General features: G+C 41.6%; 12 protein-coding genes. 11 read left to right on the plus strand and 1 reads right to left on the minus strand.

What is annotated here, in order from left to right:
- Window positions 1-35: 35 nt before the first annotated feature.
- From LSG31_RS07330 to LSG31_RS07345, 4 genes are all read left to right on the plus strand, one after another.
- Window positions 36-182: a hypothetical protein gene (locus LSG31_RS07330; RefSeq protein ID WP_347438716.1), complete on the plus strand. Its 147-nt coding sequence runs from the start codon at window positions 36-38 to the stop codon at window positions 180-182.
- Window positions 183-225: 43 nt separating this feature from the next.
- Window positions 226-600 (plus strand): hypothetical protein, encoded by a 375-nt coding sequence (locus tag LSG31_RS07335; RefSeq protein ID WP_347438717.1) that lies wholly within the window; start codon window positions 226-228, stop codon window positions 598-600.
- A gap of 71 nt (window positions 601-671) precedes the next feature.
- Window positions 672-953 (plus strand): hypothetical protein, encoded by a 282-nt coding sequence (locus LSG31_RS07340; protein WP_347438718.1) that lies wholly within the window; start codon window positions 672-674, stop codon window positions 951-953.
- Window positions 954-1,035: 82 nt separating this feature from the next.
- The gene (locus tag LSG31_RS07345; protein ID WP_347438719.1) at window positions 1,036-2,178 is read left to right on the plus strand and encodes an MGDG synthase family glycosyltransferase; all 1,143 of its coding nucleotides are present in this window, start codon (window positions 1,036-1,038) and stop codon (window positions 2,176-2,178) included.
- Between the two features lie 71 nt (window positions 2,179-2,249).
- Here the strand turns inward: LSG31_RS07345 and LSG31_RS07350 are convergent, their stop codons facing one another.
- A complete protein-coding gene (locus LSG31_RS07350) occupies window positions 2,250-2,936 on the minus strand; it encodes a DUF421 domain-containing protein (RefSeq protein WP_347438720.1) in 687 nt (228 codons plus the stop codon).
- Window positions 2,937-3,137: 201 nt separating this feature from the next.
- On the opposite strand from LSG31_RS07350, the gene LSG31_RS07355 reads away from it, so the two are divergent.
- The 7 genes from LSG31_RS07355 (at window position 3,138) to LSG31_RS07385 (ending at window position 12,817) form a co-directional block, all read left to right on the plus strand.
- Window positions 3,138-4,760: a diguanylate cyclase gene (locus LSG31_RS07355; RefSeq protein ID WP_347438721.1), complete on the plus strand. Its 1,623-nt coding sequence runs from the start codon at window positions 3,138-3,140 to the stop codon at window positions 4,758-4,760.
- A gap of 47 nt (window positions 4,761-4,807) precedes the next feature.
- Window positions 4,808-5,173, plus strand: coding sequence for a response regulator transcription factor (locus LSG31_RS07360; RefSeq protein WP_347438722.1), 366 nt, complete (start codon window positions 4,808-4,810; stop codon window positions 5,171-5,173).
- The gene (locus LSG31_RS07365; protein ID WP_347438723.1) at window positions 5,166-8,066 is read left to right on the plus strand and encodes an ATP-binding protein; all 2,901 of its coding nucleotides are present in this window, start codon (window positions 5,166-5,168) and stop codon (window positions 8,064-8,066) included. The genes LSG31_RS07360 and LSG31_RS07365 overlap by 8 nt, the downstream gene beginning before the upstream one ends.
- A 103-nt stretch (window positions 8,067-8,169) precedes the next feature.
- Entirely contained in the window at window positions 8,170-9,129 is a 960-nt protein-coding gene (gene coaA, locus LSG31_RS07370; RefSeq protein ID WP_347438724.1) for a type I pantothenate kinase, read from the plus strand.
- 287 nt (window positions 9,130-9,416) lie between these two features.
- Entirely contained in the window at window positions 9,417-10,529 is a 1,113-nt protein-coding gene (locus tag LSG31_RS07375; RefSeq protein WP_347438725.1) for a GerAB/ArcD/ProY family transporter, read from the plus strand.
- Between the two features lie 199 nt (window positions 10,530-10,728).
- Complete coding sequence (locus LSG31_RS07380) at window positions 10,729-11,436, plus strand: response regulator transcription factor (RefSeq protein WP_347438726.1); 708 nt, start codon at window positions 10,729-10,731, stop codon at window positions 11,434-11,436.
- Window positions 11,429-12,817, plus strand: a complete 1,389-nt coding sequence (locus LSG31_RS07385; protein WP_347438727.1) for a sensor histidine kinase — start codon at window positions 11,429-11,431, stop codon at window positions 12,815-12,817. The genes LSG31_RS07380 and LSG31_RS07385 overlap by 8 nt, the downstream gene beginning before the upstream one ends.
- Window positions 12,818-12,885 lie beyond the last annotated feature (68 nt).

The raw sequence follows: 12,885 nt of genomic DNA on the forward strand, positions 1-12,885 counted from the left end.
TATCTGTTCGTATTCGAAAAGAGGTGAATGCATCTATGATTCATCAGAGGATTGAAAGCTGGATTATGGGAATGGCGATCGTGATGACCGCTCCCGCCTTGATTTCCGTCATGATCGAAACTTTTTGTCCAAGGGCAGTTTTGGGGACGAGAGGATTAAATAAAATTTTTGGTGCAAAATAAAGGTACAGATGTTACAGAAACTTTAACTAGAGGGTGATCTGCATTGTTTAGAGGCGCATCTTTATGGACAGGATTAATTGCAGGTGGATTGTACCAGTTTGAGGATGCAAAATCCTATAATAACGGCGAAATCAAAAAAAATGATTATGCAGCCAAAACCACTACGAATGTGGTCAGCGCTGTCGGCATTATGGCTGGCGTTGAGTATGGCGCTATCTGGGGAACGGCGCTTATGCCGGGCATCGGCACTGTCGTTGGTTCCGTCGTTGGTGCGGTTGTCGGTGATCGGCTCGGTCAATATGTAGGCGGACAAGCCGGCAACATGATGTTCAACCGCAATCGGAATGGACAGAGTCCGCTCATGGCGCCAAATGGGATGGAACAGAATCAAGCCGGACAGACTTCGATCATTCAGTAATTTTCAAAGGTGTTTTTATGCCGGTACAAATGGGTTGGCAATTCCCCCATGCCATTCTGATAGGAAGATACATGCCGGAGGTCCTCGAGCAATCGGGGATTTCCGGCGTTTGTGCCAAGGAGGATAAAAAGTTGGAAACGGTTGATCAACATTTGAAACAAGCGTTTTCTCATTTGCGGGAAGCGCTGGATCTAAGTATTCAAATGGTGCAAAACGATACAAATGCCAAAGGGTCGGTAGGGCGTTTGTGGGAAGGGTTTTTGGGCGAGTTTTTCAACATGATTCGAGTCAAGGGAAAAGAAAGTCGCTTAAATTTATTGTCCTTTGTAAAATTTCCATCTTTATGGAAGTAAAACAAATGGGATAATTGTCCAAGCATGGAATACGAAAAACGGAAATGGTCATGGTTGTCAGAGAGGTAGGAGACTGATGCCAATGAAAAAAATACTTGTCATGCCTTTTTTGAATATTCCATCTGGACACCATCAGGTTGCAGATGCAGTGATGGAGTGGATTCAATACGTGGATTCATCAGTAGAATATGACAAAGTGGACATCATTGAATATAGCTATGGCAGACTGGTATCTGTGATATCTGCCGGCTATGTTCATTTCATACGCCTTTTTCCAAAAGCATATAGTTACATGTATCGAAAACTTTTCTATAGTCCGGACTCGGAAGAAAAACGGTTCCGCATGTATGAATGGTTGTTTATGAACGATATGAAAAAGCTATTGGAAGAAAAACAGCCGGATTGTATTATTTGCACACATGCATTGCCATCATATCTGGCCAATCGGATGAAGATTTCCGGGTTGCTTACCACACCGGTGATCAATGTGTATACCGATTTGTTTGTCAATGACATTTGGGGAATTCAAGGAATTGATTATCATCTTGTCCCTAATCTTCATATAAAGGAATGGTTACAGCAAAAAGGCGTATTGGAAACCAGGATTTTCGTTACAGGAATTCCGACACATCCGCAAATTACCCGCTCCAAAAAACGTCTGCTTCACTCCAATTCAGCGATCCATGTGCTGGTGGCTGGAGGGAGTCTTGGCATTGGCGGCATGCGATCGTTTCTTAAGAGGAATTCGGTGACGGAAAACGTCCACTATTTTGTACTATGCGGCAAGAATATTCGACTGTATCAAGAGTTGCTGAAGTTAAATCAATCACAGATTACACCATTGCCCTATATTTACTCGCGGGAAGAAATGAACCGGCTGTATGATGAAGTGGATATTATTGTGACAAAAGCCGGCGGTGTGACGATCAGTGAAGGATTGATGAAACGAATCCCCATTCTTGTTTACGATACGTTGCCCGGACAAGAAGAGATCAATTTGCAATATTTGAAACATATGGGGTTAATCTTTGATTTGCAAGATTGGAATCAAACAAAAACAGTTGAAGATACCATTATTGCGATTTTAAAAAGCAAACATCAATTGGAAGAGGTTCTTGAGAAAATGGAGGAATACGAAAGACAGATTTCAGATAACAATCTTCCCTACATATTCAATCGTATCTTGCAAACACAAGTCCATGCGGGCATGGCGGAAAATATGTGAAGCAGGATCCTGTTTGAACGGTTTGGCTTCGAATCGCTCATGTTCGAAGCCAAGCAACTTTTCAGCTTTTTTTAGCTGTTTTGTTTTAATGCCACGTAGAGTTTGCCATTGGCTTCAAGCTGTGCCACGAAAACATCCTCTGACCGGTTGGCTCCTTGTTTTTGAATTTGTGCCAATAACCATTCTTTTGAATATCCCATCGTTCCTAATGTTCGCTCCATAATATGTCCGTCCATAATCACAATTCGCGGCGGCAGTTCCCTCTGCGTTTGCAGATTGAGCAGGGAGGGAGTAACGGGCTGATACTCGGATTTCTTCATGATACTGATTCTTCCATTTGTCTCTAAAACTGCAAATTCGATATCCTGTAATTTGAATACATCTTTTTCCCTAAGCATCGATAGTAAATCATCAATCGCCAGTTTTTGTTTTCGCAAATTATGTTCGAGAATTTTGCCACTTTCGATCAATACGGTTGGATGTCCATCGGACAGGTTACGGAATGTATAGGATTTTAAATTGATTTTGCTGATACAAATTGGTGTAATTCCCCAAACGAGCAAACCAATGAGACCGTCAATTGTATTGACATCCCGTTCACAAGATAGACTTGATGCTATGTTTCCAATGGTAATTCCGACAACATAATCAAAAAATGTGAGTTGAGCGATATGCCGCTTCCCAAGTATGCGGGCAAATACAAGCAAGAAAATAAAGGAACTGATTGCACGGATTGCCATAAAAAGAAAATCGGGCATAAAACACCTGCACCTCCCCTGCTCCTTTATTGTCAAACAGTATCCCATTTTTTATCCCATAGAAAAGGAAGCAATCTTTTGATATGAAAAATGACCAATGTAATTGTTCCGGCTTGAAAATATCCCTATTGATTTTTTATAGAAATGGTTTAATCTAAAGCTAGTTTGCGTGTGTCAATATTCCCGGTTGGGGTGTCTTATTTGGAAAAATATCAACAACTGTTTATGAAGCGCCTGCAATCGACGATACAACGGTGGGTGCAGCAGCAACATGTGACAAATCAAGACCTATATCGCTTTGTACATACTGTCAAGGGGACTGCGGCTTCTATCGGTTTGCCGCATGTATCGGAGCTTGCGGAGGAAAGCGTACGGAATCTGAATGAAGCAGATGACCGCATATGGGAGTATCAGGATTGGTACATGATAGTAGATCCGATCTTACAAACTCTGGATTTTCAACAGTCCCTTCTGCTCAACAACCGGCCTCTTAAAAACAAACAACCACCCACAGCAAGAGAAGATAGTCCGCTCATCCTGGTTGTAGATGACGACATTGAGTTTTTGACATATTTAAAGGATGAGTTGGAAAAAGAGGGCCTGATGGTATTGGGCTCGTTGAATGCAGAAAAGGCTCTTGAACAGTTTTATGAACAAAAGCCGGATTGTGTCATACTTGATGTGCATTTGCCGGACAAAAGCGGTTTGGATGTCCTTCATTCCATGATTGAAAAAGCACAGGCATTGTTTATTCCCATACTGGTAATCAGTGCGGATCATGACAAAAACAAGCGTATGCAAGCGTATGAAATCGGAGCCGTTGATTATATTGAAAAGCCTTTTGATTACGACGAATTTAAAGTGCGATTGAAAAATCGGCTGAAATACAAGGAAATTGCCAATAAGGCGATATTGCTGGATGAACTGACCGGGGCGTTTAATCGCAAGTTTTTCAAATTGGAAATGGAACGACAGCTCCATGAAATCAGCCGTTCGAATGAATCGTTTGCTATTGTTTTACTGGATTTGGACTATTTTAAATCCATCAATGATCGATTCGGGCATCATGTGGGAGATGAAGTCTTACTTGCATTTTCAAATTTTATAAAAGAAAAGAAACGGTTTTCGGACTTTTTTATCCGGTATGGCGGCGAGGAATTTATTCTCCTGTTGCCGCGGACAAACTCCAAGCAAGCGCATGTACTTACAAATCGGCTTTTGCAGGAATTTTCCGCTGTTACATTTGGAGGAAATGAAAATTCTTTCCATGTGACATTTTCTGCTGGAATCGTGGAAATTACATCTGAATCCGCACACATTGAAGAATATATGAAGAGAGTGGATCAAGCGCTGTATCGAGCAAAAGAAGATGGAAGAAATCGCGTCTGTATTTACGATAAAAACGCCGTTTCTGCCAGAGGCGCAGATATCATTCACATCGGTATTATCGATGATGACACTGTGATGCACCAATTGTTGTCAGATCAACTCACCCGTTTGCAGCTCACCGGTTTTGCGCTTGATGTCAAAGCATTCCGCGACGGCGAAGAGTTTTTTGGTTGCGATTGGCATAAGCAAAAAGGGAAATATCTGATCTTGCTCGACGGCATATTGCCCCGTATGGATGGATTGGAAGTTCTGAAGAAAATTCGCAACGAATGCGACAAAAATGATTTTGTCGTGATCATGTTGACTGGCCGCAAAGAGGAAAAGGATATTGTTGCCGCATTGGAAATGGGAGCGGATGATTATTTGACAAAGCCATTTAGCCTGATCGAACTGGAGGCAAGAATTAAAAGGCTTGTATTGCGGATGTTGAATTAGGGATCCGTTGCGGCAAAAAAATTGGCATTGAGGGAGCATGCTGTCTTATGAAGCGCGTTTTATTGGCGGAAGATGAAGAAGTTTTACGAATGCTTATTATCGATTCTCTGGAAGATACGGATATTGCGATTGATGAAGCTGCAGACGGTTTAGAAGCCTATCAATGTTTTGAAAGAAACGAGTATGATTTGTTGATGGTCGATTATATGATGCCGGGGATGACAGGAATCGAAGTGATTCGGAAAGTCAGGGAACATCCGACGAAGCACGATGTGGCAATCTTAATGCTCACGGCCAAGAGCCAGCAAAAAGATGAAGAATTGGCAAAAGAAGCAGGGGCTGATTACTTCCTGGCAAAACCTTTCAGCCCGGTTAAATTGATTGAACTTGTGGAGGAAATTTTGCGTGTTTAACTATTTTAAAAAAAGTATATCCCGCCAGTTTTTGTTCATTATGTTGTTCATGTTTTTTCTTTCATTAATAGGCGGCGGCGTACTCACATACTTAAATGCGCGGATCCAGAATCATTATGTGGCGACAACACAGACGTTGCAGCAGAAACAAATGCTGGTCGACAAAATTTCCAAGCATTTGAACCAAGTTTTCTATCTGTCGCGAGGATATTACGCATTTAAAGATTCAGCGGAATTAAACAATCTTTATGATGAGATCGATCAACTGAATGTCGCCCTTGATCAGTTTGCACATCTGAATCTGACCGGCAATGAACAGAAACTTGTGATACAGACAAAAGACTTTATAAGAAAATATCAAACGGTGACGCTGCCGACCGCTATCAATTACGTAAAGGCAAATAATTACAGTGCGTTGCAAAAACTTGCCGCTTCCGGGATGAACACCACGATCAATCAGTTTTTGCAATACACAGACGATTTTGCAAAAGAGAGCAGGAACAACGTCTATAAAGAACAGCAAATCTTTCTACAGCGCAATGATATGTTAAATTATGCCGAGATCTTTTATGTACTTTTGGTGCTGGTGCTGATCACATACTCCATTCGCAGGATTAGTCTGCAGATTGGCGAACCATTGAAGGATTTGACGCTGGCCTCACAACAAATGGCTGCAGGTGAAACGATCACATTGGAACATACGGACCGCGTCGATGAAATCGGGATTTTATCCCGTTCCTTTCTGCAAATGGTAAAGGTCATTCAAGAAAAAGAAGAGGAAATGAGCGCGCAAAATGAAGAATTGCTGGCACAGCAGGAAGAATTGTCAGATCAGCAGGAAAGGTTGAAGCAGTCATTAATCGAGACGGAATTCACCAAGAACACACTGCTGCGGCATAACGTGTTCAACCATGCGTTGTCCACGACGTTGCACAAGCAAGAATTACTGCAAAGTATCATCGAGAATATGACAAAAATTTACCACATGGATAAAGCAATGATTTTGTTGCTTGATCAATCGCAAGAGTTTGCTTCGATCGGCATTTCTCAAAATATTGCGGAACGAATTCTGCAAAGCATGCAAGATAGCATGATCATACGGCTGCAAGAAACGAAAAAGACACATGTGATAAAGCGTACGGCAGATCTTTACGAACTGGGCTTTCATGATGGGACATTGTATTGTTATGATATGTATACACCTATTTACTCGAAAGATCAAAAGTTAATGGCAGTATTTATTTCAACGCGTATTGGCTCGCCTTTTCTTGAGGAAGAAATTCATGAAATTACCGGTATTATGAATCAGATTTGCCTGTCTTTAGAAAAAATATATCTTTATGAAGAAACGGAGAGCAGCCGCCAACTGAATCAAGATATTATCGATCATGTGAATGAAGGAATTCAATTTGTGGGGATCGACGGCCATCTCTTGCAATTGAATCAAAAGTTATGCGAATTTTTTCAATGGGATACACCGGATCAATTGCAGTTTGCAGATTATGCTGTATGGTCACAGAGGATCCAACAATCAGTTGTGAATGGGGAAAGTTTATTAACATTTTTGGAGAATGCCATTTTTTCCAATCAGACGTATGGACATACGTATCGATATGAAGTCGAACAGCCGGATAAACGTGTGATCAACATTTATGCAGAATCGATTTTCCGTGAAGAGAAGAAAATCGGAACGTTATTCGTACACCGGGATATTACGGAAGAATATGAAATAGACCAAATGAAATCGGAGTTGGTCAGCACAGTCAGTCATGAACTGCGGACACCGCTGGCAAGTGTGTTAGGCTTTGCGGAATTGATGTTGACGAAAGAAATGAAACCAGAAAGACAAAAGAAATATCTGGAGACCATTTATAAAGAAGCACATCGATTGACAAATCTGATTAATGATTTTCTTGATTTGCAACGCATGGAATCCGGGCGGCAAGTGTATGAACAAAGGGAAGTCGATCTATTGAGAGTTGCGGAAGAGATTCTGGAATCCTTTAAGATCAACCATTCCGCACATCAGTTTGTCATAACAAATCATGCTGAAAAAACAGAGGTTCAAGGGGATCGGGAACGCATCATCCAATTGTATACGAATTTAATTGGCAATGCGGTGAAATTTTCGCCAAACGGCGGAACGATCGAACTTTCTTTTTGCAACGCAGACAATGAAATTGAAGTCAAAGTCATCGATCAGGGATTAGGAATTCCAGAAAAAGATCTACCGAAGCTTTTTAATAAATTTCATCGAATTGATAATTCGGATCGCAGGAAAATCGGTGGTACAGGATTAGGGCTTGCGATTTGCAAGGAAATTGTAGAGGCACATAAGGGCAGGATTTTTGTCCAATCCAAATTGGGTGAAGGAAGTATGTTTTGTTTTTGCATGCCTGTAGACACTTCCGCCCTTCAATTAAAAGAGCCGCAATCAGAACACATCCATTCGGAAGCATTACAATCGAAAAAAATGCCTGTATTAATCATTCTGGAAGATGATTTAAGTCTTGCCATGCTGCTGATGGAGGGCTTAAAAGAAAGTGGATTTCACGTCTTGCATTATACGGATGCCGGAAGGGCGGCAGAAGCGATTCAATCTTTGCTCCCGGAAGTTGTAGTGATCGATCTGTTAATAGAGGATCGGATGGATGGATGGTCTGTGATCGAGTCGATGAAGAAAGATCCGAAAACAGCCAATATTCCCATTATTATTTCGTCAGCGTTGGATGAAAAAGAAAAGGGAATAGCGCTGGGTGCGAATCAATACCTGACGAAGCCGTATCCGCCTGCAAAACTTACTACCGTAATATTGCAGACATTGCTGGAAGGAAAGCAGACAGGAGAAATTATGATTCCTTCAGAAGATTCTTTCGTCAAAAAAGCAGAATAATCGATTTGTTCGTATTGCATTGTAAAAGTATAATGATAGAATCACGGATGAATGTTTTCCTTGTCATTTTTTTATTTTGTCAGAAGTTAAAAGGGGTCTTCAAATGAATACAAGTACATCGAAAAACTCCATATCTCCCTATATACGTTTTACACGAGAGGAATGGTCGGATCTTCGGACCATTACTCCATTGACATTGACAGAAGAAGATTTAGAAAATCTGCAAGGGATCAACGAACGCCTTTCTTTCGATGAAGTCTCGGATATCTACTTGCCGTTGTCCCGATTATTAAATCTTTATGTGCAAGCTACACAGGAACTATATAATGCGACAAATACGTTTCTTGGCAAACATGCAGAGAAAGTTCCCTATATTATTGGAATCGCGGGCAGTGTAGCAGTCGGCAAAAGTACGACTGCGAGGATTTTGCAAGCGCTTTTGTCCCGCTGGCCCAATCATCCAAAAGTGGATCTGGTAACGACTGATGGATTCTTGTTTCCCAATGCAATTTTGGAGCAGCGGGGGATTATGAAGCGGAAAGGGTTTCCGGAAAGCTATGATATCAAGCGGCTGATTCGCTTTTTGTCCGATGTCAAATCCGGCAGCAGAAAAGTGATGGCTCCCGTATATTCCCACTTGTCTTACGATATTTTGACAGATCAAATGCAAGTGATCGAACAACCGGATATCTTAATTGTAGAAGGCTTAAATGTTCTGCAAATTCCCAAAGATGAACAACTGCGGCCGGCACCTCGGGTGTTTGTATCTGACTTTTTTGATTTTTCCATATATGTGGATGCAGATGAAAAAAATATCAGCAATTGGTACATTGAACGGTTTAAAGTATTAAGAGAGACAGCGTTTAAAAATCCCAAATCGTATTTTCATCGCTATGCTTCCCTGACAGATGAGCAAGCGGTCAATACGGCAAAGGAAATTTGGCAGGAGATCAATGCCGTAAATTTGCAATATAATATTTTGCCGACACGTTTTCGTGCAGATTTAATATTGGAAAAAGGGCTAAAGCATCGGGTACAAAAAGTGATGCTAAGGAAGCTTTAAGTGTGTGTTCAAAAAGTGGTTAAGTAAGACACAAGGAGTGCGAAGCCGAAGCACGAAAAGGCGACGGAGTGTACGTGTTTGGTACATGAGTAAGCCTTTTTGGGATTCGGCAAAGCAATCCGCCGTGGAGTTTTGACTACTTTTTGAACATCCTCTTTAAGAAAAAATGAGAAAGCCATAACGGAAAACTCCTGCGTCTCCGTATCGTTTTCAAAATTCGAGGAAAGATAAACCAATATCACGTGTGCGATTGGTAAAGTCTTATCAAAAAAACTGCGGAGATGACAATGGAAAGAATATCGGCATATCAATGGTTAACGTTAATGGTGTTCTTTCAAATAGGAAGTACAGTCATTTTTGGATTTTCCACAAATGCTGGGCGTGACGCCTGGATTGTTGCTATTGTATCCAATGGATTCGGATTGTGTGTACTGTTTCTCTATGGTGTATTAATGCGGATGCAGCCGGGGCTGACACTTGTTCAATGGTTTCCCAGACAGTTTGGAAAGCTATTCGGAATACCTGTTGCGTGGCTGTATCCGCTTATTTTTTTATATATTGCCGGACGAGTCTTGCGGGATATCGATGAATTGATTAGTCTGGCATTGCTCAAGACTACGCCGCAATGGGTGGTTCTTGCGGCGTTTTTACTCGTGGTTTTATATTGTTTGCAGCAGGGATTTGAGAATATTGCCAGGCTTAGCGGATATATATTTCCGGTTTTGATTTTAGGCTTATTTTTTGTCGAAGTGGTTGCGCTCTATTTTTCCGGTGCGTTTCAGTGGAAAAATCTGCTGCCGATTGGCGAAAGTGGAGCAAAAGCACTTTGGAACATCATATGGCCGTTGAATGTGACAGTACCCTATGGAGAATCCATTGCATTTGCCATGTTTTGGACACAATTAAAAAAGCCGAAAGATGTTCTGCGGTTGTCCTTAATTGCAACTTTCTCTTATGGAGCGCTTACATTGTTTTCAACAATCATCACAATTGCCGCATTGGATGAACCGATTTTTAAAGGCGCAAAATTTCCTTTCTTTCAAATGATCCGCTTGATCGATGTGGGGCAATTTATATCCAATTTGGATCCGATCGTTATCTCGCAAATTCTCGTTGATGCATTTTTCAAGATTACGGTTTTTATGGCTGCGGCCATTGAAGGGATACAACAGTTAAGCGGTTTTAAAAACCGTTCCACGATCATTCTGGGGGCAGGAGTGATCGTATTGATCGGTGCAAGGAATATGGCTCGAAATATTTCACAACATCAGGAAATTGGGTTAAATATTGTGCCCAAGCTCATATGGGTGCCATGTTTTATTTGCATACCGCTGCTGTTGCTTGTATGCATCCTCATACGCTCACGGCTGCATCAAAAAGCGAAAGCGACATCCTCATGATGGCCGGATCGATGATAGTTCCATCGGCGATGTTTTCATTAAAGAAAGCTCGAACCGAAAACAAGCTCGGATCAAAAGATTCGGGTTTTTTTCTAATTTCTTTTTCAATGGACTCTTATGGCAGAGGTAAATTCTTGCTATGCTGTAAATAGGACTCTACACGTATCATGTATTTTCACAGTGAAAGGAAGTATGCAACTTGTCAGCGGCAAAAATATTGATCATAGATGATGAACCGAATATTTTGCAAGTGATTCAGGCGTATCTCGAAAAAAACGGGTATATTGTTTATATTGCAGAGTCAGGTGCGACGGGGCTGCATTTGTTTGAAAATTTGCATCCCGATCTTGTTGTTCTGGATTTGATGCTGCCGGATCTGCATGGCGAAGATATTTGCCGCAATATCCGCAGATCCTCAGAAGTTCCCATATTGATGCTGACTGCGAAGAGCAATGAAGATGATATGGTGAACGGATTGTTGATCGGGGCAGATGACTATATGACAAAGCCTTTTAGCCCGCGGGAGTTGATGGCCCGCATCATCAGCCTGCTGCGGCGTTCACACAAACAGTCGGAACTTGCCGAACAGCAACTGCTGCGGTTTCGGGACGGCCATTTGGTCATCGATCTGGAACAGCATGAAGTCCGTGTGGACGGACAGCCGATATCCTTGACTTCCATTGAATTTAAATTGCTTGTCACATTAGCCAAACATCCCAAACGAGTCTATAGCCGATTGGAATTGATCAACCAGATTCAAGGATATACATTCGATGGATATGAACGAACCATAGATGTCCATGTGAAAAATTTGCGTCAGAAATTGGGTGACGATCCCAAAAAGCCTGCGTATATTGTGACTGTCTATGGCGTGGGTTACAAATTTCAGGTGAGTTCACATGAATAATGGCATTCGCAGAAAATTATTGGTTTCGTTTTTGGCCATTGCCTTTGTATCGTTGTTAACAGTAAATTTGCTTGTGAATATAGCCATTTCCATCACATTTTATAATTATATTGATGAACAGCAGAACGCAGAAGCGCAAATGATCGTAAAAGACTTGACTGACACCTATTCGGAAACCGGACATTGGCCAGAGGCAACTCTCATGGATATCACGCACCAGGCATTGACAAATCATATGATTCTAAAAATTTTCAATCAAAAGAATCAGTTGGTTTGGGACTCCAACCAGATGATACGTAATTCGTCACGGCCGGATTCTTCCATATTCCATTCCCAAAATGATGAGATTGCGACAAAGCAATTTCCTATTTTAAAAAACGGAGCAAAAATTGGAGCTTTGGAAATTCAGTTTTCCAAAGATCTTTATCAAGAACAGGAGGGAGTATTTCTTACAAGATTTAATATTCTTTCCTGGATTTCATTGGCAATCGTCTTGCTTGCTGTATACTTCTTTAGTGCATCGATTGCTCGGGGAATCAGTGCGCCTTTGATTGAGATCAAAAAAGTGGCGATACGTTTAAGAGACGGGGATCTTAACCAGAGAGTTCCGATTCTGACGCGGGATGACGAGGTGGCGCAAGTAGGTCAATCCATTAATCATCTGGCGGATACATTAGAGCAACAACAGCAATTGCGGAAATTTCTTACGGCCGATATTGCACATGAGTTGCGAACGCCCTTAGCGACGATGCGCAGCTATCTGGAAGCGTTTCAGGATGGGATATGGGAGCCGACAGACGAGAAGCTGCAAATCTGTTATGATCAAGTGATGCAATTGGTCAATTTGATTCAAGATCTGGAGCATTTGGCGGATGTTGAAAATCCGATGTTGAAATTGAAAAAAGAAGAAATTGATAGTGTAATACTGCTGGAGGATGCGATTCGCTCTGTTGCGAAAAACTGGGACTATAAACAGATTGAATTACAGTTTATTTATCGGGAGGGCGATGAAGACAACGAACATGCCGCATGTATTGTGAATGGGGATTATTATCGTTTGTTGCAAGTTTTTATCAATCTTCTGAATAATGCATACAAGTTCACACCGGAAGCAGGTCGTATCACGGTTGAAATACAGAAGATGCAACGGAATATTTTGATACACATAGGAGATACGGGCTGTGGCATTGATCCTTTAGAGCAGGCAAAAATTTTTGAACGATTTTATCGTGGGGAAAAATCGAGGAATCGAAAAACCGGCGGTGCGGGTCTCGGGCTTGCGATTGTAAAAGCGATTGTGGAAGCGCATGGCGGGACGGTTACCGTCAGCAGCGTCGTCGATCAAGGAACAACATTTACGGTTTGTTTGCCAAAAGGATGAAATTCCACATTGGTACACTTGGGTGATGATGAATCGAGAAGTACGATGGTTCTTCAGAGCTTTTAAAC

Origin of the sequence: Fodinisporobacter ferrooxydans, assembly GCF_022818495.1 — a bacterium.
In the GTDB taxonomy this organism is placed as follows: domain Bacteria; phylum Bacillota; class Bacilli; order Tumebacillales; family MYW30-H2; genus Fodinisporobacter; species Fodinisporobacter ferrooxydans.